The organism is Prevotella sp. oral taxon 475, from assembly GCF_018127805.1.
In the GTDB taxonomy this organism is placed as follows: Bacteria; Bacteroidota; Bacteroidia; order Bacteroidales; family Bacteroidaceae; genus Prevotella.
Window position 1 is genome coordinate 231,898 of sequence record NZ_CP072334.1, and the last position, 24,975, is coordinate 256,872.

Sequence of the window (24,975 nt, forward strand, 5' to 3'; positions counted from 1 at the left end):
CCGACATGGAGTGCCGACAGGAAGGCGTTCCAGGTTGCTCTCAGGCCTATTGGATAGGAAATCTATGAACCTTTCGAGCCGATGAACCCAACGATTTGTCTTTCGTTGGTGGAGGTTCGGTATTGAACAATCCGTCAATTTACCCTTCAAAAACCCTTATCAATGGAAAAACAAAACAACTGCTGCAAGAGTTTTGTCGCTTGTCTCGGTGTGCTTTGTGTCTTATGGCTGCTCGTCGGTCAGGCTCATGCACAGAATCAAGGCTTCGACGACTGGAAAAACACGCCCGTGACGCTGCGTGTAAGCAACGAACCACTCGGTGCGGTGCTTGAAAAAGTGGTGAAGAAAGCTGATGCCACCATCGAATTTCAAGAGGTGACACTCGTGGGAATCACCCGTCCTACAACGCTGAATGTGAAAGATGTTCCGCTGGATAAGGTTTTGGGCCAATTGATAGGCGACCAAAACGTGAGGATTCGCTATGAAGGCGGTCGCCATGTGGTGATTGCTGCCTACGAAAAAGAAGCCGACGAGAAGGATATGCTTCGCATTGGCGGTATTGTTACCGATGCTAAGACCCACGAAACACTGGTGGGGGCTACCGTGATGGTGACCGATGGCACGAAGACGGGCGGCACTAAGGGAAGCATCACCGACGTAAACGGTAAGTTTTCACTGCAGGTTCCACGCAAGGCCTCTATCAAAATATCGTATATGGGCTATGAGTCGACATCGCTGCAAATCACCCGTAGCAACCTCAATATGAAGGTGGCACTCAAGGCCGATGGGCAAATGGTGGACGAAGTGGTGGTGACGGGACTGAGCAAACGCAGCAAATCGAGCTTTACAGGCAATTATGTGTCGGTGAAAGGAGAAGACTTGCGCAAGCTGAATCCGAATAATATCCTGAAGAGTTTGCAGTTCTACGATCCCAGTTTTAAGGTGTTAGAAAACAATTCCCGTGGTTCCGACCCCAATGCTCAACCCGAATTCCTCATTCGCGGCGACCAAAACCTGGGTACAACGGCCTCGCTAAACAGCATGGATCTGCTGCTCGACAACGTCTCGAGCAGGCCCAATACACCGCTATTCGTGCTCGATGGATTCATCGTTTCGATGAGTAGGGTGCTTCAACTCGACCCCGAACGCATCGAAAATGTCACCATTCTCAAGGATGCCGCTGCTACGGCGATCTACGGTTCTCGGGCTTCTAACGGCGTAGTGGTCATCGAAACGAGGGTGGCTCCTGATGGTGTGCTGTCGGTTAGCTACAATGGGGGCATTACGGTTCAGGCTCCCGATCTTACCGATTATAAGCTGATGAATGCCCGGGAGAAGCTTCAGATGGAATGGGATGCGGGTGTCTACGATCCCAATAACGCCAAAAGCATGAACCGTTACAACCAACTGCTGCGCAATGTGCTGGCCGGTGTGGATACGTATTGGCTGAGTAAGCCGTTGAGAACGGCCGTGATGCATCGCCATTCGCTGTCGGCTGCGGGCGGAACAGAGGCCTTCCGCTACAGTCTCGACCTGAATGCAGCGTTCAATCCGGGCGTGATGAAAGGGTCGGAACAAAACACCAAGAGTCTAAACTTCAATATGACGTATCGCAAGGAGGATGTAACCATCGGGGCAAGTCTCAACTTGGCGGAGAGCGGAGGACATAACTCGCCTTACGGTTCGTTCTCGGAATATACGCGAGTGAACCCCTATTACCGTCCCACGAACGAGTTTGGAGAGTATCTCAGACAGCTTGATAACCACACAGGATCGGGCAGTGTGCCTATCGCTAACCCGCTTTACAATGCCAATGTGGGCATCAAAGATTTGACCAGTAACACCAATATCACAGCCAATCTCAATCTGGAGTACCGACTGTTGAAGAATCTTCGCATCACCGAAAGTCTGTCTTACCTGCGCGGTATGGCCCGAACGGAAAACTTTCTTCCGGCTAATCATACTTCGTTCTTGCCCGAACTGGACAAGACTTTACGAGGAAGCTACACCAAGAATACGGGAGAAATGATGTCGTGGTCGAGTAATTTGGGCATCAATTACAACCTGGCCATCAAGCAACATCTGCTGAGTGTGTTCGGAAACTGGACGCTTAGCGAAGACAGAAGCAACTATGTGAACCTCTCGGCAAAGGGCTATCCTGACCCACATATGGATGATTTCATCTTCGGAAACAAGATGATGACCAGTCCAAGCGGTTCGGAATCGATCTCCCGTTCGATGGGTTTGATCACGCAATTGTCCTATAGTTACGATAATAAATATTCGGTAGACGTGAACGTCAGCAGTGAAATTACTTCGCGTTATGCCGACCACAGTCTTACGCCTTTTTGGAGTGTGGGAGCCAGATGGAATGCTCATCGCGAGAAATGGCTGGCTGGAAGGGTATCCAACTTAGTGTTCAGAGCCACCTATGGCGTAACGGGTGCACAGAATTCGAGCCCTGCCGACGCAATAGAATACTACACTTTCAGTAGCACAATGCGGCCATATACCTCGTTTTCTACCCTCGGTGCGGTGCTCTCCAGACTCAATAACCCCGACATTAAGTGGACAAAGACCGATAATATGAGCTTGGGTGTAGATGTAGGAATGTGGAAAAATCGCATCAATCTCACCTTTAATTACTATAATAACATCAGCCGACAGCTGCTCACCAACTACGATTTGGCACCATCTACAGGCTTTGAGTCGCAGTATATCAATGCTGGCGAACTGCAAAACCGCGGTTTCGATGCTACATTGAACATCATAGCGTGGCAGAATCTCAGAAAACAATTCTACTGGACGCTGGCTGTGGGGATGAACCACAACCGCAATAAGATTCGTAAAATCTCGGATTATCTACGCAAGATGAACGAAGAACAGCTTCGATCGGCTTCCGCTCCGCTGCCCGTTTATCAAGAAGGCAAGTCGACGACAACCTATTATGCCGTTCGATCTCTTGGCATAGACCCGATGACAGGCAAAGAGGTTTTCCTCACAAAGAATGGAGAAAAGACCTTTGTTTGGAACTCAGCAGACAAGGTTCCGGTAGGAGACACGACACCGAAGGTGAGCGGAACAATCAGTTCTTCGGTGAATTGGCGCGACTTTTCGTGCACGCTCGGCTTCGTTTACAGGTGGGGAGGCATTGTATATAATCAAACCTTGGTAGACAAAATTGAGAACAGCAACATCGCTTACAACCTCGATCGCCGTGCGGCAGAAGACCGTTGGCGTCGTCCGGGGAACGTTGTCAGATATAAAAAGATAGACCTGAACGGTTCGCAAACGCCCGCATCGGATCGCTTTATTATGAAAGACAACGAGCTGAAGTTGGCCAGTCTCAACATCGGTTATCGTTTTAAGCAAACCGAATACAAGCTGTTGAGCCGGCTGAACATCGACGTGCTCTCGCTCAACTTCACCACCAACGACCTTCTTCGCTTCTCGACTGTCAAGATGGAGCGAGGCTTAGGCTATCCCTTCTCGCGTTCTTACTCTCTCTCTTTCTCTGTCATCTTTAAGTAATACAGCCCTATGAAACCATCGAATCTCTATACATTATTATATAGCACCTGCCGAATCGGCGTGTGCACGTTGGTCGTTTGCCTTTCGACAGCTTGTTCGGATTGGTTTGATACCAGTCCCAAGACCGACCTGACAGCCGAGAAACTCTTCTCCACCGAAGCTGGTTTCGAGAGTGCACTCACCGGAATCTACCTCTCGATGGTAGACGGAGGAGCTTATGGAGACAACATGTCGTTCGGCCTACTCGATCAGTTGGCGCAGCAATACGACTATATTCCCGACGGAGCCAACGACCGAGCCGCCATCTACAACTATGCAACGGCCACCTCGGACGGGTTCCGAACCAAGCAGAAAATCGCCCAGTCCTGGCTCAAGCTCTACAACATCATCGCCAATAGCAACAATCTTCTCAAGTGGCTCGACAAGAAAGGAGAATCCGTCGTGCGCAATGTCACCACCCGGAACACCTATCGTGCAGAGGCACTTGCAGTGCGTGCGTATTGTCATTTCGACCTGCTCAGAGCCTGGGGGCCCTGGAACTACCGCTCCGATGCAGCCGCTCCGAAAACGCTCAGCGTGCCTTACAGAACCGTGGCAGACAAATCCAAGCAGCCGCTTCTGCCCGCAAAAGAACTGATTGAGCATGTCTTGGCCGACCTGAAAGAAGCCAAAGAACTGCTCTCTGCCGAGAAAACGCTGCGTTTGGAAGGAAGCCAACGGCAGTATCGCTTCAACTATCACGCCGTGAACGCCCTTCTGGCGCGCGTCTATTGCTATGCCAACGATGCGCCGAACGCCATTGCCTGCGCGCAAGACGTCATCGATCATTGTGGGTTAGAACTCAGTTCCAACAACCTCGACGACCCTATTCTCTTCTCCGAGTGCCTCTGTGCTGTCAACATGTATCAGATGTCGAAAACCCTTTCCTCGCATTGGGCAGACGGAGAGAAGTACACCAGTCAGTACTTCATTCGTTCCGAGCGATTCAACAGCTACTTCGAAGTTTCGGGAAGTCGGCGTGAAGACATGCGCACAAAGAGCACAGCGTTCTACGAACACGCCGCCACGAAGATGGCCCTGTCGCGCAAATACAACACCAATGCCAAGGAAGTGATTCCCCTCATCCGTCTACCCGAGATGTATTACATCCTTTGTGAGATGACCGCCGACCTTAACCAAGCAGCCAAATACTTGAATGCCGTGCGCAATAAACGCGGCTATTCCAAGTCGCTCAACGAGCGATTCACCACCGAAGCCAGTCGTCTCACCACCTTAGACAAAGAGTTTCGCAAAGAGTTTTACGCCGAAGGGCAATACTGGTTCTTTCTGAAACGTCACGGCATCACCGCCCTTCCCTATGCCACCGACATCACCCTGTCGAAAGAACGCTACGTCTTCCCTCTCCCCGATGCCGAAAAAGAATATGGATGGACAGCCTCTCACGATGCGCAGAACGGGTCGAACACGCCGTCCTCCAACCCTTAAAACCGATGGTCAAGATGAAAAATAAAAAGATTTATGTTGCTGCGGCCGCACTGTGCTGCATGCTTTCGTTCTCCTGCAAGGAAGAAACCATAGGGGTATATGCCCCGAATAGCGATGGCGTCTACTTCAGTTATCCCACGAAAGAGGCCCTGAACGCCACCGTCAACTTTGCCGACTCGATACTCACGCAACCCCAAGAGATTGCTGTGACGCTGAAACTGAAACTCATGGGCTATGCTGCCGATCATCCCAGGAAGGTAGTTCTCAAGTCGAGAGCTGTGCAGGGCGTAGCCGAAGCCAAGGTTTTGTTCCCCGAGATCGTGTTCCAGCCCAACGAGTTCGACAAGGAAATTCGCGTCAAGGCCCAGCGTCCTACGCTGGTAGACTCCACCTTCCAGGCCCAGGTATACATTGACAGCGAAGATGCCGAGTCGCAAATCGGACCGGGCATCAAAGACTTTCAAACCTTCACCCTCCACGTCAAAGAGACCTATCGCAAGCCCGAGAGATGGGATCAGATGGCCTTGGGCTATTTAGGGCCTTGGTCGGCAGCGAAGCAAATCTTGATGGTGAGGCTCTCGGGTCGCAATGATTTCTACACCTCGCCCGACTATTACCAGTTTGTTCGTTGGAATTTGGCCGCCATAGACAGTCTTCGTCGCCAGCAAAAAGCCGCCCCGTCGACACCCATCACCATCGACATCCCCTTCACCAACGACAACACCTATGCCCAGCCCTGGTATTGGACATCGCTCCAAACCACCTATTTAGGCACCTATCAGAGTAGCGCTTTCGTGGGGTTGTGCAACGATTTAGACATTACCACCGCCAATGAATACGCGCAATTGGGTGGCGATGAGGCCTCGATGAAGGCCATGAACCTGCGTGCCGTGCACCAGATGATGTTGAAATACAACACCTATTACCAGGACGGATGGCGCGCTGGCAACTCCTATAAAGGCAGTTTCTACATCCCCATGCTGCCCCATACGGCCTACGAGCTGGTGCAACCGCAGGCCTGGAAAGACGAACAGGGTGGCAAAACGATGATCGAAAAGTATTACGGGCCCTATTCGGAGCAGAAATATAAGTTCATGATAGACGTCTGGCTCGAACATAAGGGGGCCGACTTCGTGCTCAATCAGCTCTTCCCCGTGATGAACGAGTGGGGCAATGTGCACTGGGACGACACCCTCGGAGGCGAAGATGCCATCAAAGCCTGCAACCAACTCTTCAGGCAAAAAGCCGCTCTGGGCAGCTATGATTTCAGCTTTCCGACGGTTCCATGAAAGAGTCTGACAATCAGAGGCTTACATAACGCCATGCAAAAGCTTAGCTTTCGCACATCAAAAGCTAAGAAAACGCACGGCGAAAGCTAAGAAAATGCATCGCAAAAGCTAAGAGACGGACAGGCGAAAGCCGAAAGACGCCTCGCCGAATCTCTCTCATCATCATTCATCCACATTAAAATCCATTCTTATGAACCGAAAGACGATATGCCTGCTGGCCCTCGTTGCCGCCCTCTCTTCTTGCTATGAAGATAAGGGGAACTACGATTACAACTTCAGTGGGATGAACTCTATCGACACGTTGGTTTTCTCTCCGGCGGCCGTCGAGATGCTCTCCGGGCCCACGATAGAGTTCACACAGGCCCTCACCGCTGCCGATACGCACAAGCGCATCGAAGTGCAAGTGGGGCAATCGCTGCAAAATAACCTTGAACAACTGGACTTCCGGTGGATCAAAATCTACCAGAAAGACAAGCAAACCATCCGCGATACCCTCACCACCAAGGGTTATCTCGACATCGAACTGCCGGTGGGTGCACCTGCCAGTTTCAGCATCCGTTTACAGGTGTACGATCGGACGACGGGTCTTTCGCGCTACGAGAACTTCACCGTGGCCACCCGTCCTATCTTCAAAAACAGCCTTTTCTTCCTTCACGGCAAGGCGGGCAGTGTGCGTTTGGGCAACATCGAGACCGTGGGTGCTCAGACCAACGTGCGCGGAGACGCCTATCGACTGGTGCATCCCGAAGAGGCCAATCCCTTTACGGATGCCTATCGGCTGATGTTTCAATATGGACTGGTGGCCGAGGGGCGCGATTTTGTCAAGACACACAACTTCATTGCGTTCATCAACAACGGCACAGCGAAGACGTATGACCCCTTCGGACTGAAGCCACGCTTCACGTCTTATAAAGATTTTGTGGTGCCCTTCAGTGCTCAAGGGGCATTTATTCCGGACAAAATGGGCATGGTGGGCGACCCCTCCAACCAGTCGGACTTCTACTATCTTTTAGCCAAAGACGGGCGTTTCATCACCGCCCGCACCATTCCCGCTTTCAAATTCCCGGCCACAGAGGGCTCCGTGGGGGGCTATCAGGTGACGGCTGCCGCCATCACCGCTGCCGAATTTGTGATGTGGGATGCTCGTAACAATCGCTTTCTGCACGTCAACAAAGACGACGGATACGGCATTTGGATGGAAAGACAAGCCTATGAGGCACAGCTCAACAACCCTGTTTTAGATGCGCATGTCGACTTTTCGGGGCTCAAAAACGGACTGTCGCCCGTGGGAAAGAAAGCTCTCTACGGTTTCATTCAGTATCGCGAAAACTATGAGAAGGCCACACCCTACTTCATTTTCTGCGATGCCGCCGAACAAAACTATTATCTCTACCAGCTCACCTCCACCGCATCAAGCGATGGAAAAGATGATGGCGGCAGCAGCGATGCCCCTGCCTACACCATCAAGGGGCAGCGGTTGGAGGGCTTTTCGCCTTCACTCAAGTCCACGATTTTGTATAATACGTGGTTCAGCACCAACTATGTGTTCTACGCTGATGGAGCGGATGTGGTGCGTTACAATGTGAACAATGGCGACAAAACCGTGCTTTACAGCGCTCCCGACGGCTATACCATCTCTTGTTTGAAATTCCGTTCGGACGACATCTTTATCTATTCGGCCGACCTGGGACGCTATCTCACCATCGGAATGAATAAAGGAGCAAACGGTGCCATTGCCGAAATCAAACTCAATACGGCCTCGGACGTGGACGAAAGCTTTGCCGCCACCTTCCACGATACCGACTCCGACGGGCAGAAACTGGGTCCTATCCTCGACGTTCAGTTTGTGCGCGAGTATTCTTATCAACTTCCACCACAACATTAAAATGAGAAAACAGCTTTTCATCTCACTGCTCCTGTTCCTCGTCGGTGTGGCTCATGCCCAGCAGACAGGTAGCATCGAAGGTCGAGTAGAGGGCCTTGCGGAAGGCCAATTGCATCTGTCCGTGCGCATCTCCGAGAGTCGTTGGGACACGCTTTGCACCGTTCCTTTCAACGCTTCGGGCTTTTCAATGCGGAATATCAAGGTCGACGAGCCGCTGCCAGCCTGTCTCTCGGTAGACGGTTATCAAGGAGGCTTCTTCTTTTTTATAGAACCTGGCACCGCCTATCGCGCCTTGTTGCGCGACGGTGAGGGGTGGTTTGTACGCGGAAAGGGGCTTCAAGACCGGCAAATGGCTTATCAACAAACCTGCAAAACCCTCTTGCAGGCCCAGGCAAAGCTGCAACATGTGGCCGACAGTCTTCAAAAAGCATTGCGCTATGGCAGTGCCAGCCGTGTCAACGACACCATTGCACAGCTGCGCAAAGAGCAAGAAAACCTGCGCCAACATTTCCTTTCTGCCAACGATAATCTTCTCTCGGCCCACCTGTTTTTACAGCAGGTTGAGGCCAAGGATGCCCCTTTGGCTGTTTGCCAACAGCTGTATGCACAGTTGGGCGATGGGGCAAAGCAAAGTCGTAGCGGCGTGATCTTGCAGCAACGCATCAACCGATTGTCGATGGTCAGCCAGGGAAGCCAGGCTCCAGACTTCACTTTGCCCACGCTTTCGGGTGGAGAATTCACGCTCAGTAAGATGAAGGGACGGGTGAAAATCGTCGATTTCTGGGCTTCATGGTGCGGTCCTTGCCGGCTCAACAACCCCGTTTTGCGGCAGCTTTACGCCGATTTTCATACGCAGGGGCTTGAAATCGTGAATGTGTCTCTCGATGAAAACCGAGGTCGTTGGGCAGAGGCCGTGAAGAAAGATGGGCTCAGTTGGACGCAGGTTTCTTCTCTGAAAGGTTGGAAAGACGAAGTGGCCAAACGCTATAGTGTCACCGCCATTCCCGCCATCTTTGTGCTCGATGCCGACAATCGCATTGTGGCCACGGGGCTACATGGCGAAAGTCTCAAGTCGTTCGTCACGTCTTTATTCAACAAATAAAACTTGATCGGTGGTGAAGAAGCCCGGCAGTGCGGGGCGATTCTTCACTGCTGGTTTGTGTAAACAGGAAAAAACAACAAACCATTTATAATGAAAAAAAATCTCTTACCTCTCTTTTTGTTCTGCTCTCTCTCTGCCATGGCGCAGCAGGAAGGAGCATTCGTGATTCGCGGAACCATGCAAATCGACTCGCTGCGCTACACTCCGCAGACGGTAAAGAAGGTGTATCTCACGCATGAAGTCAACGGACAGGAAGTCGTTGTCGACTCGGCCGTCGTTTCAGACAAGGGTTTTACCTTCACGGGAAAGGCTCCCGGCGTGCTCGCTCCCTATCATATTTCCGGCTTCGATAATGGTTCGATTCAATTGTTTCTTGAACCGGGAGACATCACCGTCTTACCTTTCAATGCCCGTTTCCCTGTCGGGGCGCGGGTGAAAGGCACGCCGACCAACGACCTTCTCTTGGCTTATCAGGAGCAGGAAGATGCCAATGCTCAGGTGGCCAAAGAACGAATGGAGAAGATGATGGCAGCTTTACCTGCCGAAGTGCGCAACAACGACAAGGCGTTCTATCCCTATCAGCGCGCCACTTATTATGTCAACAGTCTCTCGCATCGCACCTCTGCCATGCAGTTTGTCGACCAACACCTCGATTCTCCGTTGTCTCTCTACATCATTAAGTACGACCTTTTCCGCTTCTTCACCCCCAAAGTGCTCGAAGAACAATATTTAAAGGCCGTGCCCTCTGCCGTTCGCAAGCATCCCATGTATCGCGAACTGGTGAATCTTGTGCGAGCAGCCAACCTTCAAGTGGGTAAACCTGCACCCGATATCGAGGGCCTGACGCCCGACGGAAAGAACCTCAGTCTCTCCGATTTACGGGGGAAATACGTATTGATAGACTTCTGGGCATCGTGGTGTGCACCGTGTCGTCGCGAGTTTCCCGTCATCAAACAAGTGTTGGAAGAAATGCAAGGAAAAGTGCCTTTTGCCGTGTTGAGTTATTCGATAGACAGCAAAAAGCAGGAATGGACGGACTGCATACAGCGCAACGGCCTTGTGCATGCCGATTGGTTGCACATCTCCACCTTGAAAGGATGGGGTTCTCCGGCGGCCAAGCTCTACAATGTGGAGGCCGTTCCGCGGACGGTTCTCATCAGTCCCGAGGGTCAAATCGTAGCTTTCGACTTACGTGGCGAACAGCTCATCAGCACCATGCGGAAGATCGAAAACGGCGAAATGAAGTCTCAAAAGGCCGCCCCGTCATCTACGGCTTCAGCTTCCACCGCCGGACAACAGGGCAAACCGTCGGCCGACCGACAGGCAGAGCAAGCCGATCCGGCTCTTTACCGTCAGTATGTAGCCATCGACCGTGCGTGTGAAGAGCAGATCGAAGCCGCTCTTTCGCAGCTACGCAACACCAAAGGCAGTGCCTATCTCAACACCCTCGACGGGAAAACCGATGTCGAAAGCCTTCGTTGCGCCGCCGAGATTCGGCGAACCGCCATGCGTTTGAAGCTCCTTCTGGAGAACAACGCATCTCCGTTGATGCCCCTTTTGATGGAACGCGACCTGCTTCCGCTCTTCAACAAAGAGTATGGACGGCAGCTTGCAGCCTCTGTGGCACCGCAGATACAGTCGCATCCTTACGCCCGTTCGCTCGACAACAGCGTTAAATCGCTCAACCTGATGCAAGGCAACGACGTGCCTGACATCACTCTTCCATTGTCCGACAAAACCCAAACGCAACTGTACAACTGCCTGGGCAAGTATGTTTTGCTCACGTTCTGGGCCTCCTCCTGTCCCGATTGCCGACGCGAAATGCCCAAGCTGAAACAGCTTTATACCGACTCGCGTCAGTCGAAAGAGAAGTTTGTCATGGTGAGTTTCTCGCTGGATAAGGACGAAAAAGCTTGGCGCAAGGCTTTGAAAGAGATGGGGATCAACCGTGCCGACTGGTTGCAAGCCTGCGATTTTCAGGGCGCAGCCTCGCCGGCAGCCCGTCTTTTCGGAGTGCATGAAGTGCCGATGAACATTCTCATCGATCCCGAAGGAAAAGCCATCTCGTTCACATTGCGAGGCGACGAACTGTTGAGTCGGGTGCGTCAGATCCTCTCCGGCGACTTGTATTACCAAAAAGAGGCACCCCGAAAATAGCTTTTCTCTTGTGCATCCCGCAGACCTGCGGACCTGCAACACACGCTTACCCCACACAGCCTCTTCGCCTTTGCAAAGCAAAAGCTAAGAAAACGCAAGACAAAAGCTAAGAGATGGGGTTGCAAAAACTAAGAAAACGACGTGCGAAAGCTAAGCTTTTGCACGTCGTTTTGTAAGCGGCTGATTCTCAAGAATGTACCAACCGGATACCTTCGGGGGTGATTTCGATCAGCCGTCGGCGGTATAAATCGCCCACAGCCTTCTTATAAACCTTCTTACTCACGTGGAAACGACGTTTGATTTCCTCGGCATCGCTCTTGTCTCCGAGTGCGCAAAAGCCACCGTGAGCCTGGAGATCGTCGTAGAGCACCTTGGCAAAATCGACCGTTTGCTGTCTGCCCAGCGGCTGAAGGCTCACGTCTATCTTGCCGTCTTCCCGCACACCGAGGATGAAACCTTGCATACGGTCGCCAGGATGTACCTCTTTGAACACCTGATTCTGGTAAACCAGTCCCGGATAAGCGTTATCCACGATCACCTTAAAGCCCAAATCCGTTTGTTGCCACACCAATAAGTCCACCTCATCGCCTGTACGATAAGGCGGAAAGTCCTGTAAGAAGAAGCGTTCCACCTTTGCCGAGGCCACCAATCGATAGCTTTCCTCGTCTAAAAAGACGTAGACCGCATACCGTCGACCCATTTCCATGCGCTGTTTTTGTTCTCGGAAGGGGCAGAAGAGGTCTTTCATGAGGCCCCAATCAAGGAAAGCACCATACTCGTTCACCCAAGACACCTCCAGAAAGGCAAACTCTTCCACGCGTGCCAGCGGCTTTTCGGTGGTGGCCACGAGTCTTTCTTCCTGGTCGAGATAGATGAATACGTCCAATTCGTCGCCCGGCAGGCAGCCTTTCGGCACATATTTGGCGGGCAAAAGAATCTCTCCCTCGTCGCCGCCGTCGAGATAGAGTCCGAAATCTACCCTTCTGACAACGGTCAGTCGGTTGTTGTCTCCCAGTTTTATTCTTGTCATTTGAAACCTATTTGTGCATACAAAAATACGTAAAATGCAGCATATTTGTCGTAACTTTGCAAAGAAAACAACTTCAACCGGCCCGTTGTCATGCAGCCAGGGCCTCAAAAACAATTCTATGCAACCCATCCATCTATCCCCCGCCAAGCGCATTGTCGTAGGCGTTCAGTTTCTTTTTGTGGCTTTCGGAGCCACCGTTTTAGTTCCGCTTCTTGTGGGTCTCGATCCCTCTACCGCTCTTCTCACGGCCGGCCTGGGAACCTTCCTCTTTCATTTTGTCACGAAAGGTAAGGTTCCCATTTTCTTAGGGTCGAGCTTTGCCTTTATTGCGCCCATCCTCTCGGCCAGCAAACAGTGGGGTATGCCTGGCACATTGGCGGGCTTGTTGGGCGTTTCGCTGGTTTATTTTACGATGAGTGCGCTGGTGAAATGGCAGGGCCGGCGTTTGCTCAATCGTCTTTTCCCGCCTGTAGTCATCGGTCCGGTGATTATTTTAATCGGTCTTTCGCTCTCGTCGAGTGCTGTCGATATGGCGAAGAGCAACTGGCTACTGGCCTTCATCTCGCTCATTACCGCCATTTTGGTGCTCACTTTGGGGCGCGGACTGCTCAAATTGGTGCCCGTGGTATGTGGCATTGCCGCAGGATATGTTGTTGCCTGGCAGATAGGCGAGGTGGATTTCCGTCCTGTTCTGCAAGCCCCTTGGTTTGCGTTGCCAGCCTCTGTGGCTCATTTTTCTCTGCCGGAGTTCAGTTGGGAGCCGCTTCTCTTCATGATACCGGTGGCCATTGCCCCGGTCATCGAGCACATTGGCGATGTGTATGTGGTAGGAGCCGTAGCCGAAAAAGACTTCACCCAAGACCCCGGATTGCACCGAACGCTTCTGGGCGACGGCTTGGCGTGTTTGGCATCGGCCTTTTTGGCGGGGCCTCCGGTCACCACTTACTCTGAAGTGACTGGTGCAATGAGCATCACCAAGGTGACTTCGCCCGCTGTGATCCGCATTGCTGCAGTTACGGCTATCGTCTTTTCGGTGATCGGCAAATTGAGTGCGCTGCTCAGAAGCATTCCGCAGGCTGTTTTAGGCGGTATTATGCTGTTGCTTTTCGGTACGATCGCCAGTGTGGGACTTCTCAATCTGATGCGCCACAAGGTAGATCTCAATCAGACGCGGAACATCATTATCGTAGCCGTTACCCTGACAATGGGCATCGGCGGTGCGGTGTTGTCTTACGGAAACTTCGCCATCAGCGGCATCGGCTTGTCGGCCATCGTCGGTATCGTGCTGAATCTCTGCCTCCCGCAGGAGGAAAAGAAGGATAAGGAGGGGAGAAGTAAGGAGGATGTAGTAAAGGAGTAAGGAGAAAGTAGGAAAGGAGTAAGAAGGAATAAGGAAAGGAGTAAGTTTGAAAAGCTAAGAAAACGCATGCCAAAAGCTAAGAAAACGGTGTGCAAAAGCTAAGAAAACGCCCTGCAAAAGTTGAGCTTTTGCAGGGCGTTGTGTAAGTAATTGATAATCATCGGTTTATATATACAGTTTTGAAGAGAGGAGACCGACGAGGGAAATGGAAGAAAAGACGGTGCAGACTTTTTGTATCGAATGGTCGGTAAACCTCGGAAGTTCTTCGTAACTTTGCGTTTGTAACCCCTTTTATGCCAACGCCCATGGAACAACTGCTGCACTATGTGTGGAAACATCGGCTCTTTTCTCCACGCCCCCTCTTCACCACCCGGGGCGAACGGGTGGAGGTGGTCGACCCGGGGCTGCCCAATGCTAATGCAGGCCCCGACTTCTTCAACGCCAAAATCAAGATGGGCGGCATCATCTGGGCAGGCAATGTGGAGATTCACGACCTGGCTTCGCAGTGGCATTTGCATGGACACGACCAAGATGAACGCTACAACAACGTGGTGCTTCATGTGGTGGGCAAGGCCGATAGAGAAGTCGTCACGCAGGACGGGAAGACTTTGGCGCAGGTGGTGATGGAGATTCCGCCGGAGGTGCAACGCCATTTCGACGAACTGAGAACGGCCGATCGCTATCCGCCCTGTTACAAAATCGTTCCTCATCTGCCGGCATTGTTGGTGCACAGTTGGCTTTCGGCCTTGCAAACCGAGCGGCTCGAGCAGAAAACCGAAGCGGTGTTGCGGCGTGTAGAACGCTGCGGCGGCTCGTGGGAGGCGGCTTTCTTCGTGACGCTGGCGCGTAACTACGGGTTCGGAATCAACGGCGATGCCTTCGAGCAATGGGCCTACCGCATCCCCTTGTCTTGCGCCGAACGCTACAGAGACCAACCCCAGCAGGTGGAGGCCTTGCTGATGGGGCAGGCAGGTCTACTCGAGGAGGAAGCCATTCCGGTTAAATATCGGCAGGAAGCGGTTCAATCCGAATACTTCGGGCAGCTGAAAACGGCCTATCAACAGATGGCCCGCGAATACAATCTTCAACCCATGCAGGCCCATCTGTGGCTCTTTCTGCGACTCCGCCCGCAAAACTTCCCCCACATCCGCCTCTCTCAGTTGGCACAACTCTATGCTTCGCGACGGGCTTCACTGGAAAAAATCGTGGCGTGCAACGACATCGGGCAGCTGCGTACAGTCCTCTCAACGACTGTTTCGCCCTATTGGCAACGGCATTACGTCTTCGGCGGCGAGAGCAAAGCCAGCAAGAAAGCACTCTCTGTGGCTTCGCGCGATGTGCTGATTCTCAACACCGTGATCCCCGTTCTTTTTGCCTACGGTCGCCATCTGCACCGGGAGGAATGGTGCAACAGGGCTTTTCAGTTGCTGGAAGAGCTGAAAGCCGAGGACAACCACATTGTCAGGATGTGGCAAGCGTGTGGCTTAGCGGTGAGCCATGCCGGCGATACGCAGGCCTTGATACAACTGAAAAATGAATATTGTGACCGAAAGGGTTGCCTGAAATGCCGCATCGGCTATGCTTATCTCAAGAGAAAATCTGGCATGGAAGGCAGCCCGGAGAGGCCTTTGAGGCCGGTTCTGGCTCCCTAAAACAGATGGATTTGAAAAGGAAATGAACTATATTTTTGAAACAGAAATGGATGTTCGCGACTACGAATGCGACATCCAGGGCATTGTCAACAATGCCAATTATTTGCATTATGCCGAACATACGCGGCATCTCTTTTTGCAGAAAACAGGTCTGAGCTTTGCCGGTCTGCACGAAAAAGGGGTGGATGCCGTGGTGGCTCGCATGAATCTGCAATACAAAGTGCCGCTCCGGTGCGACGATGTCTTTGTATCGCGCCTGGCATTGAGCCGAGAAGGCATCCGATATGTGTTCCATCAAGACCTGTTTCGCAAGAGCGACGGTAAGCTGAGCTTTCGAGCCAGCGTGGAATTGGTATGTCTGGTGAACGGAAAACTGGCTCGCAGCGAAGAGATAGACGCTGCCTTCCAACCCTATCTCTAACGCTTCGCTCTGCCGAAAAGGAGGCCTCCCGGCTGCTTCGACAAGGCTTTCGGGCTGTCTCTCTCCTCAAAAGAAATACCTGATGAACGAAAATGAAAAACTGTATGCCATTGCACTGACTCGCCTCAACTACTTCAATCTGGCGGGTTTGGCAGAACTCTATCGTCGATTGGGCTCTGCTACGGCCGTGGTAGAACATCGACAAGACATCCGAGCGGTGTTGCCCAATGCCTCGCCAAGGCTTGTCGAGGCGATGAAAACAATCGATCGGCATCTGCGCCTCGCTGAAACCGAACTGGAATATAATGCCCGCAACGGCATTGAAACGCTCTGTATGGCCGACTCTCGCTATCCGCAGAGACTCAAAGAGTGTGATGATGCACCGCTGGTGCTCTTTTATAAGGGTACGGCCAACCTCAATGCGCCGCGTGTGGTCTGTGTGGTGGGCACACGGCGGTGCACTGTTTATGGGCAAGACCTTGTTCGGCGATTGATGCAAGACCTCCGGTCGCTTTGTCCAGAACTGCTCGTCGTCAGCGGTTTAGCTTATGGCGTGGATATCAATGCCCATCGTTGTGCCTTGCAAAATGGGTTTCCTACGGTGGGGATTCTGGCTCACGGACTGGATGATCTCTATCCTCCGAGACACCGACCAACGGCCGACGAGATGGTGAAAAATGGCGGACTGCTCACCGAATTCCTTACTAATACCAATGCCGATAAGCTGAACTTCGTGCGGAGAAACCGCATCGTGGCAGGTATCTCGGATGCTTGCATCGTGGTAGAGAGTGCTGCGCATGGCGGTGGACTGATCACTGCTTCTATTGCCAACAGCTATGGGCGCGACGTTTTTGCCTTTCCCGGTGCCGTAGGGGCTCCCTATAGCGAGGGTTGCAACCATCTGATACGTGACAATAAGGCCGCCTTGATCACTTCGGCCCTGGACTTTGTTCGGGCTATGAACTGGGAAGACGAACTGAGATGCCGACAGAAGGGACGACTGGCGGTGGAACGGCAACTCTTTCCCGACCTGTCTGCCGAGGAGCAACGCATTGTAGCTACACTTCAAAAACACAACGACTTGCAAATCAATATGCTCTCTGTGCAGGCCGGCATTCCCATTTCGCACCTCACTTCTCTGCTCTTTCAACTCGAAATGAAGGGCGTCATCAAGATGTTGGCTGGCGGGACCTACCACCTTTTGGGGTGATGGTTAGAACTTCCCAACCAATTGTAGGCTGGCATCCATTTTTGTTTTTCCGGTGATTGCAGACGGCGAAGTGGATGATTGCAATGGATGGGCGCGATGGGTGGTGCCTAATTTGGCGGTGAATTGTAGATGCTTGCCGATGTTTGCCCGGGCCATGAGGGTGCATCGCAATCCTTTACCGAAGAAAGAAGGGAAATAAAAACTATAACGCGGACTGCGTTCGTAGAGGTAAATACGGGTGGCGAAGTTGTCGGTATGGAAATATCCGGCCATGGCATCTAATCGCAGCCAGGCGTTTTGCCAGCCGCCACTGGCACTGAGCATCCATCCAAGGTTGGTTTGCTCTTTCCGGGTGCAGGAAAAATCGGTCTGTACCTTGCCAAACCATTGAGGCAGGGTATAGACGAAAACCATTCGTGCCCGATGCTCTGTCTTATTGACTTGTGTTCTCTGGTGTGCTGTCTTTGGAGACTTTCGTTCTGCGTCTTCTTGACGGAATCGGAGTCGGTAGCGAGCTTGTAACGAGAGGCGACCACGGCTGTAAACGGCCGAAAAGAGATGGTCCCAAGAATGGGATGAGGCGGAACAGCGAGGACGAGGAAGGGCGAAGTAGGCGTAATCGGTATAAGCCGAGAGGGCAATAGCGGGCAGAGGCTTCCAGTTGAAGCCGATGTAGAGTCCGCTTTCATTATTCACCTGTCCGCCATCGCTGAAACTCCGGGCGAAAAAGGCGTGATAACGATAGGAATAAAACCGCTGAAGCAGGAGTAAAGATAGCCGTTCGGTGCACTGCCAGCTCAGTTGGTTGAGGGTGGCCAGGGCTTGATGGGCACTCATGGCCGTCTCTCCAGTAATCGAGAAACGTCGACGGATATAGCCGTAATCAAGACTGAGATGATGAAACGACCGACCGGTCGGCGCGTTACGGCGGTAGATCTGTATGGAATCGGGCCGTAGCGGTTGGTCGAATGTAGTGCCCAGGACTGTGAAACCCGCATGGAATCCATTGCTCGAGAAGCCCAGATGTCCACCGAAGACCCGCTCCTCGGCGTTGTGTTTGCGGCTCAGTTCGTGGCGTGTGCGGTGATAGCCCGTTCGGTTGATAGTGCGGATGCCCGTGCTGTCAGCTGTCAGTGTGGCATCGATCTTACGGAAAGAAACAAAGGCGGTGAAGTCTGCACCCGGGAAAAGCTGAAGGGTGGCTGCCGCGCCTTGTAGAAATTGTCCCTCCGATCGTGACGAATGGGCGTGCAAAGAAGAGACCGTGCGACCCAGTGAGACGAGCATGGGGAGTTTCCCCAGCGAGTAACCGTTGTCGATCACCAATCCCATTCCGAAACGAAGTCGGTATCTTCCCACGGCTAAGGTTCGGATTGGACCGAGTTGGCGCAGAAGAAAATAGAAGGCATAGTTGTCGTAACCCATTCTATTGCGATTGGCAAAGAACGGCTCTCCGGCATCCTGCGCGGCGAGAAATCCCACTCTGAAGCGTTGACCCAGATGGAAATCGTAACGTAAAAAGTGGCGACAGTCATAGCCTAAGAATTTCTTCTTCTCGTTTTGCGTCGAAATAATGGGCAGACTGAGAGCCGCAACCACCTCATGACGGCCATACTTCAGTAGATTCTTCAACGAGGGAAACCTATCTCTTTTCTCTTCGCCCAGGTAGACAAAATACTGTAGGAGCAGGCGAGTGTCGGTATCGATCGACTCGATAAGAGCCAATTCGGCCAGTGTTTTCATCGGGGCGTAGTGATAAAGATAGTCGCAGAGGTCTTCGATTTGCTTCTCGGTAAGAAACGGCAATCGCTCCAAATCTTCGCGAGAGGCTGTATTCAGATTGATCGGATGCGCCTGAAGGTCGGCCAGTAGCTCGCAAGTCTCTTGCCAGGCACCGCTCTCCATCTCTTCCGCATTCCCCATTCGGGCATACAGTTCTTGCCACCCCTCGGGAGTTTGGGCGTGTGTAGACAAAGATAATAGGAGGCTAATAACAAACAAAAGCAGTGGATGCAGCTTGTTTGTACATCTTCTTTTCATGATGAGGAGATTCTCTCTCATGGTGGTATTCTTTTCAATTTTGGGTTAGTCTGATTACCGTCTTCACGGCAAAGATAGGTTTTATTCTGCTTTTCGTCAAGTTTTATTCATAGAAAAGCATCTGTTAAGAAGATCGTTCACGAGGAACATGTCAACGAGTTAACAAGAGACTCTGCTTGTTGAATCTCCCTTGTCAACTCGTCTGCCGGTTCACTTGTCAACTAAAGAATCCTTCCCTCCTCACGATAACTATAATACTGCCCGTCGGTGATGATGAGATGGTCGAGAAGATAGATGCGCAGAGTTTCGCAGGCGCGCTGAATGGCTTGCGTGAGGCGATCGTCCTGCGGGCTGGGTGTGGCGTTGTTGCTGGGGTGATTGTGGCAGAGCGCAATGATAGTGGCATGATTGAGCAGGGCCTCTCGCAGGAGGACGCGCACGTCGATGGCCGTCTCGGTGATACCGCCGTGGGAGAGAAGCAGGGGTTTGATGAGTTTGTAGTTGCGGTTGAGTAGAAGAGCCCAGGCCTCTTCTACGTCGAGGTCTTGCAGGCGTGGATGCATATAGTTGTAAATAGCGGTGGCAGAGCCAAGGTCGGCACGTTCTTCGGCGGTTTGGATTTGACGACGCTTGCCCAGTTCGCAGGCTGCAAGGATGAGAGAGGCTTTGGCTGGTCCGATGCCATGATAAGTGGTGAGGTCATGAAGGGTGAGTTTGCCCAGGGTGTTGAGATTGTTATTGCAGTCGGCGAGAATGCGTTTCATGAGGTCAACAGCGTTTTCTTGGTCGGAGCCAGAGCTGATGAGTAGAGCCAGCAGTTCGGCGTTGGTGAGGCGAGAAGCTCCGTAGCGTTCCATCTTCTCTCGTGGGCGGTCTTCAGGGGCCCAGTCGGTAATGTTCATGATTTTTATTCCTCTACTTATAAAACGTTTTCTCGAAGGCTGCAAATTCATCTTTTCCCAAGAGGCAACGTCTCCACCAGGCTGCCAAAAAGCCGAAGCCATAGCCCATGAGCTGAACAAAGGCGGCGACAATGCAAAGCAACGCGATACGAGGGCGGCGATAGACTCGAAGCGAGTCGATGAAGAGAGCACCGGAGTAGAGAACAATCGGTAAGAGGGCACTATTTATAAGCAGGAATCCCACACCGCGCTGCATGCCCTCCTGACCAAAAACCTGTAAGATGGCTCCCCATATCAATGTGAGGAAGAGAAAGATCACGCCCAAAGTAAAAAGCATTGGTAGGAGATGCACAGGTTTGAGCGATTGGGGATGACGTTTGTAGAGGTTGATGCGGGCGATGCCGCTGTTGTAGACTTGACGGAAGAATTTGCGGAAGTCGGTGCGCCGCTTGTGCCACACCCAGGCCTGGGGGAAGAGTCGGCAACGTAGTCCGGCTTGGAAGATGCGAAGGGAGAAGTCGATATCTTCGCCGAAACGCATTTTGGAGAATCCGCCGAGCTGTAGGTAAGCCTCCCGGCGCACACCCATATTGAAGGATCGGGGATAGAATCGGTCAAGCTTCTTCTTGCCGCCACGGATGCCGCCAGTGGTGAAGAAAGCAGTCATGGAGTAGGAGATGGCTTTCTGCGTGTCGGTAAAAGACGGATGAGCATTGTCGGGACCACCGAAAGCATCGGCAGGCAGGCGTTGGAGTTCGGCTTCTACGGCGTCGAGATAACCCTCGGGCAGTACCACGTCGCTATCTAAGATGATGACGTATTTGCCCCGGGCGCGATCTACACCGTAGTTGCGGCTCTGTCCGGGTCCGGAATTCTCCTTCATATAATAATGTAAGGAGAGTCGTGAGGCATACTTCTGGCAGACATCCTGGCAAGGCAGTGTCGACCCGTCTTCAACGACAATCACTTCAAAATCTTGCAGCTTCTGGTGCGTAAGACTTTCCAACAGTTCGTCCACTTCGTCAGGACGATTGAAAACAGGAATGATAAAGGAGTATTTCATAGCGGATGAGGTTTTTAGTTGATCAAGTTAACAAGGAGGCTTGTTCTTTTAAGTTGACGGGGGAACAAGTGGATGAGTGGATAAGGAAATGAGTTGGCGAGTGAACAGGAACATCCACTTGACTAATCTTCTTATCAACTCATCTCCTTGCCTACTCATCCACTGAAAAGACCTACTCTTTTACCCTTTGCAGATAGGAACCGTCGCGGGTGTCTACCTGGATGAGTTCGCCCTCGTTGATAAAGAGTGGAACGCGAACCACGACACCCGTCTCAAGCGTTGCCGGCTTGGTGGCATTGGTAGCGGTATCTCCTTTGATGCCAGGCTCGCTGTGCGTGATGCGGAGCACCGTCTTAACAGGCATCTCGGCGAAGAGCACAGAACCGTCTGTCGTGTCGGTCACCACCTCAACCACGTCGTTCTCCTTCATATATTCCACACCCGTTATGGCCTCTTTGGCAATGGGAGCCTGCTCGAAGGTCTCCTGATTCATAAAGATGAAATCCTCGCCATCTTGATAAAGATATTGATAAGGACGGCGTTCGATGCGTACATCCTCGAGCTTGAAACCCACCTGAAAAGTGCGATCGAGCACGCGCCCGGTGGTTACGTTTTTGAGTTTGGTGCGCATCACAGTGTTCCCCTTGCCGGGTTTCACGTGTTGGAAATCGATACAAGTGAAAATCTGATTGTCAAGACGGATGCAGGTTCCAATCTTGATCTCTTGCGAATTGATCATGAGTTGTCTATTTTTATATATGATATAATTATGTGCAAAGGTAATTATTTAATTCAGAAAACACAACAGCCCATCGCAATTGTTAGGCGACGTGAAAGACTGATTCTCGGCGGTTTTATTTCTAAAAAAGAGGCTTGAAGAGGGAGAGGACGATGCTTCCCTGGCTGACCCGTTATTCTATCACAGAGTAATGGAGTCTAGCCCTCGCGCGAGTGGTGTAGTTGAAGTGCCACCACTCGGTGCGCAACGGTTTGAAGCCCGCCCAGCGCATGACCTGTCGCAGAAGCCGTCGATTGCGTCGAGCGGAGGAGCTAATTTGGTGTTGTGCTACGAGTTGATCTTCGATGTCAATGTGAGCCCGTCGGCCCAGATAGTCAATGCGGGTGCCCATGTCAAGAGTGTCGCCTCGAAGGTCGCAGAGGGTGATGTCTACGGCGAGACCATAGTTGTGTAGTCCGCCGCCGTGTGCGGGATTGCTCACGTAGTTTTGCATCGGAGTGTTTTTCACCTTGTCCCACATACGCTGCTGGATGCGCATAGGACGAGCGGCATCGTAGACCTTGAGGCTTAGGTCGGGACGCAGTTGTTTCAAACGTCGCTGGGCACGCACTAATGCCGCTGCGGCGTGGGGATGGAGGTAGGCCCTGCGTAGATTTGTGTAGAGGGGAAAGCCCACGAAATTGTCGGCGCGAGCGTACATGAGCGAAACGAAGAGGGAGGTGTCGAGTTGTTGCACGTCGATATAACCATGATGTTCCAACTGTTGTTCGATGGGGCTTTTGGAGGGTTGCGCTCGGAGCGAGGACGTGGCCGTCAGTGCGAGGCAGAGAAGAAGAGAGAGAATCATTCTGGGTTGTTGAGCGTGTGAGAAGGAAGATTGGGACGGAGCTTTCGCATCCAGTGGCCCACAGTTTCATAGGCACTGGTCTCCTCCTGGTGTTGCGACTGCGAGAAGGTGAACTCTTCGCTGTTACCGCCATATTGGTCGGGAAAGACAATCATGAGGTTGGCCCCCGAGAAGTGTCGGGTGAGTTCTTCGGGTAGATGATCGAGAGCCGTTTTGTAACTCACTGTTCCCTTGCGGGCGGTGACGACAACGAAGAGATGGTCGGGGGCAATGGTTGCGGCCAGCGTGGGCAGTTCGTTCCAATGCGTCATGGCGATATACTCGGCGCGGAGCGTGGCATGTCGATTGCGAATATACTCGTTGATGAGCGTGAGCGTGTCTTGCCGTCCGTGGAAGAGGATGCGACACTCGAGGTTGTGCACCACTCGGGCCAGGCGTTCCAACCAACGATAAAAGCCGGGTTCGTATTGCGCACGCGAGGGTACGGCCACTTGTATACGACGGATCGTGCTGAGGGGTTGGTTGAGCCGAACCATGAGAATCTGCCGGTTCAGTCCGTTGAACAGGCTTTGATGAAACTGTCCCCAGAATTTGGGCGACACCTCCCGGTGGCTGTGTAGCCCGATGATGATTTCGGAGGCGTGGAACTCGTTGAAGGCATGTTTGATCCCATTGGCGATATTAGCCGCGATGCGCACCTGGGTTTGCATCTTCACGTCGGCCGAGGCTGCATATTTCGACACTTGGTCGAGGAGTTGCTGGCCGCGTTCTTGGTTGGCGCGCATGTTTTCATCGTCGTAGACAAGGTTAAGGGCGATGAGCCCGCGGTTGAGCTTAGGGTTGCGCATCATTAGGGCCAGAGAGACGAGGCGGTTGGCATACTCGGGGTATTTAACGGGCAAGAGAATGCTCTCATCGTCGTGCTCATGTTGGGGAGCGACGGAGAGATTTTTCTGTTGCAGAATAAAAGTCTTTGCAGCATGCTCGGTGACGACAGAGGAGATGATGCATGTGGCAAGAATCATGATGACGACGGCGTTGAGTAGGTTGTCGGTCATGAGAAACCGTCCTGGTGCCACTTCGAGCTGCATCCCCACCATCACGATGGCAATGGCTCCGGCAGCATGCGCCGAGGTAAGGCCGAACATCATGCTGCCCGAGGGGGATGGCATTTTGAAGCCTGCACTCACACTATAGGCAGCGATGGCCTTGCCCGCAGTGCCCACGAGAGTAATGGCGAGCACGGTCCAAAGGATGTCCGTGCCTTGGAAGAGCAAGCGGAGATTGATGAGCATGCCCACGCCGATGAGGAAGTAAGGGATGAAGATGGCGTTGCCGATGAACTCGATGCGGTTCATCAAGGGCGAGAGTCGGGGAATGTAGCGGTTGAGGACGAGCCCGGAGAGAAAGGCTCCAAAGATTCCTTCGAGACCGATGCCGGCCGAAAGGGAGGCACTTAGGAAGAGCACTGCCATGATGAAGATGAATTGCATCACGGCATCGCTATACCGACGGAGGAACCAACGTGTGATTCGCGGTAGGAAGAACATCAGTCCGCCGCAGAAGATCATTACTTTCAGGATAAACCAAAACCAAAAGATCAGCCCGCCCCCTTCGTGATGCGCAGCCACAATCATGGCCAGCATCACCAATGCCAAAAAGAGAGAAATCATCGCCGAACCCACGCTCAGGGCTACGCTGGGATTTCGTTGCAGTCCATACCGCCCCACGATGGGATAAGCGATCAATGTGCTTGAGGCCATCAAGCTGCCCAGCATCAATGCCGCCGCCGGAGAGAGAGACAGCACCCATACACCTAATATATAAATAAGGAGAAAAGGAAGGGCAAAGGTGGTCAGGCCGAATACCAAAAAACGATATTTGTTGCGCTTGAGACTACTGCTATCCATCTCGAGTGCGGCGAGGAACATGATGTAGTAGAGACCTACGCGCCCGAAGAGTTCGAAGGAGTCGTCCCTGTTGAGGATATTCAACCCGTACGGCCCCACGGCAACACCCGCCAAGACCATCCCGATGATGTGCGGAATGCGGAGTTTGCCCATCACAATGGGTGCCAAAAGGATCATCGTCATGACGAGGAAAAAGATGAGGGTGGGATCGGTGATGGGAAAGTTGGGTAGCATCGGCGTGACTTTTGATGACTGCAAAGATGCAAAAAAATATCGATTTGGCAGTAAGTAAGGGTGGAAAGTTGTACATTTGCAACCGATTGGGGGTGAGAGATTCACTCCTTATTGATTT

17 protein-coding genes are annotated in these 24,975 nt (G+C 52.3%); 10 read left to right on the forward strand and 7 right to left on the reverse strand.

Translation table 11 applies throughout. From position 1 onward, the window contains the following. The first annotated feature begins 162 nt into the window (after positions 1 to 162). The 6 genes from J5A66_RS00885 to J5A66_RS00910 all read left to right on the forward strand — a co-directional run bounded on the left by J5A66_RS00885 (position 163) and on the right by J5A66_RS00910 (position 11,449). Complete coding sequence (locus J5A66_RS00885; RefSeq protein WP_211790617.1) at positions 163 to 3,531, forward strand: SusC/RagA family TonB-linked outer membrane protein; 3,369 nt, start codon at positions 163 to 165, stop codon at positions 3,529 to 3,531. 9 nt (positions 3,532 to 3,540) lie between these two features. Beyond that, positions 3,541 to 5,016: a RagB/SusD family nutrient uptake outer membrane protein gene (locus J5A66_RS00890; RefSeq protein WP_211790618.1), complete on the forward strand. Its 1,476-nt coding sequence runs from the start codon at positions 3,541 to 3,543 to the stop codon at positions 5,014 to 5,016. Between the two features lie 14 nt (positions 5,017 to 5,030). Further along, positions 5,031 to 6,305 carry a DUF4843 domain-containing protein gene (locus J5A66_RS00895; protein ID WP_249109989.1) on the forward strand — a complete coding sequence of 425 codons (1,275 nt, stop codon included), beginning with the start codon at positions 5,031 to 5,033 and terminating at the stop codon, positions 6,303 to 6,305. A gap of 190 nt (positions 6,306 to 6,495) precedes the next feature. Then, the gene (locus tag J5A66_RS00900) at positions 6,496 to 8,190 is read left to right on the forward strand and encodes a PKD-like family lipoprotein (RefSeq protein ID WP_211790620.1); all 1,695 of its coding nucleotides are present in this window, start codon (positions 6,496 to 6,498) and stop codon (positions 8,188 to 8,190) included. 1 nt (position 8,191) lies between these two features. After that, positions 8,192 to 9,292: a TlpA disulfide reductase family protein gene (locus J5A66_RS00905; RefSeq protein WP_211790621.1), complete on the forward strand. Its 1,101-nt coding sequence runs from the start codon at positions 8,192 to 8,194 to the stop codon at positions 9,290 to 9,292. Between the two features lie 90 nt (positions 9,293 to 9,382). Beyond that, a complete protein-coding gene (locus tag J5A66_RS00910) occupies positions 9,383 to 11,449 on the forward strand; it encodes a TlpA disulfide reductase family protein (RefSeq protein ID WP_211790622.1) in 2,067 nt (688 codons plus the stop codon). Between the two features lie 187 nt (positions 11,450 to 11,636). On the opposite strand, the gene J5A66_RS00915 is transcribed toward J5A66_RS00910, so the two are convergent. Further along, complete coding sequence (locus J5A66_RS00915) at positions 11,637 to 12,479, reverse strand: S1 RNA-binding domain-containing protein (RefSeq protein WP_211790623.1); 843 nt, start codon at positions 12,477 to 12,479, stop codon at positions 11,637 to 11,639. A gap of 118 nt (positions 12,480 to 12,597) precedes the next feature. On the opposite strand from J5A66_RS00915, the gene J5A66_RS00920 reads away from it, so the two are divergent. The 4 genes from J5A66_RS00920 (at position 12,598) to dprA (ending at position 17,122) form a co-directional block, all read left to right on the forward strand. After that, complete coding sequence (locus J5A66_RS00920; RefSeq protein ID WP_211790624.1) at positions 12,598 to 13,839, forward strand: uracil-xanthine permease family protein; 1,242 nt, start codon at positions 12,598 to 12,600, stop codon at positions 13,837 to 13,839. A 305-nt stretch (positions 13,840 to 14,144) separates the two neighbouring features. Further along, positions 14,145 to 15,491 (forward strand): DUF2851 family protein, encoded by a 1,347-nt coding sequence (locus tag J5A66_RS00925; protein WP_211790625.1) that lies wholly within the window; start codon positions 14,145 to 14,147, stop codon positions 15,489 to 15,491. Positions 15,492 to 15,513: 22 nt separating this feature from the next. Then, complete coding sequence (locus J5A66_RS00930; protein WP_211790626.1) at positions 15,514 to 15,912, forward strand: thioesterase family protein; 399 nt, start codon at positions 15,514 to 15,516, stop codon at positions 15,910 to 15,912. Between the two features lie 82 nt (positions 15,913 to 15,994). Next, the gene (gene dprA, locus J5A66_RS00935; RefSeq protein WP_211790627.1) at positions 15,995 to 17,122 is read left to right on the forward strand and encodes a DNA-processing protein DprA; all 1,128 of its coding nucleotides are present in this window, start codon (positions 15,995 to 15,997) and stop codon (positions 17,120 to 17,122) included. A 3-nt stretch (positions 17,123 to 17,125) separates the two neighbouring features. On the opposite strand, the gene J5A66_RS00940 is transcribed toward dprA, so the two are convergent. From J5A66_RS00940 to J5A66_RS00965, 6 genes are all read right to left on the reverse strand, one after another. Next, the gene (locus J5A66_RS00940; protein ID WP_211790628.1) at positions 17,126 to 19,162 is read right to left on the reverse strand and encodes a helix-hairpin-helix domain-containing protein; all 2,037 of its coding nucleotides are present in this window, start codon (positions 19,160 to 19,162) and stop codon (positions 17,126 to 17,128) included. A gap of 221 nt (positions 19,163 to 19,383) precedes the next feature. Beyond that, complete coding sequence (radC, locus tag J5A66_RS00945) at positions 19,384 to 20,064, reverse strand: DNA repair protein RadC (protein ID WP_211790629.1); 681 nt, start codon at positions 20,062 to 20,064, stop codon at positions 19,384 to 19,386. A gap of 13 nt (positions 20,065 to 20,077) precedes the next feature. Then, the gene (locus tag J5A66_RS00950; RefSeq protein ID WP_211790630.1) at positions 20,078 to 21,127 is read right to left on the reverse strand and encodes a glycosyltransferase family 2 protein; all 1,050 of its coding nucleotides are present in this window, start codon (positions 21,125 to 21,127) and stop codon (positions 20,078 to 20,080) included. 172 nt (positions 21,128 to 21,299) lie between these two features. After that, complete coding sequence (gene efp, locus J5A66_RS00955) at positions 21,300 to 21,866, reverse strand: elongation factor P (protein ID WP_211790631.1); 567 nt, start codon at positions 21,864 to 21,866, stop codon at positions 21,300 to 21,302. A 172-nt stretch (positions 21,867 to 22,038) separates the two neighbouring features. Beyond that, positions 22,039 to 22,713, reverse strand: a complete 675-nt coding sequence (locus J5A66_RS00960; RefSeq protein WP_211790632.1) for a M15 family metallopeptidase — start codon at positions 22,711 to 22,713, stop codon at positions 22,039 to 22,041. Continuing rightward, positions 22,710 to 24,857: a cation:proton antiporter gene (locus J5A66_RS00965; protein WP_211790633.1), complete on the reverse strand. Its 2,148-nt coding sequence runs from the start codon at positions 24,855 to 24,857 to the stop codon at positions 22,710 to 22,712. The genes J5A66_RS00960 and J5A66_RS00965 overlap by 4 nt, the downstream gene beginning before the upstream one ends. Positions 24,858 to 24,975 lie beyond the last annotated feature (118 nt).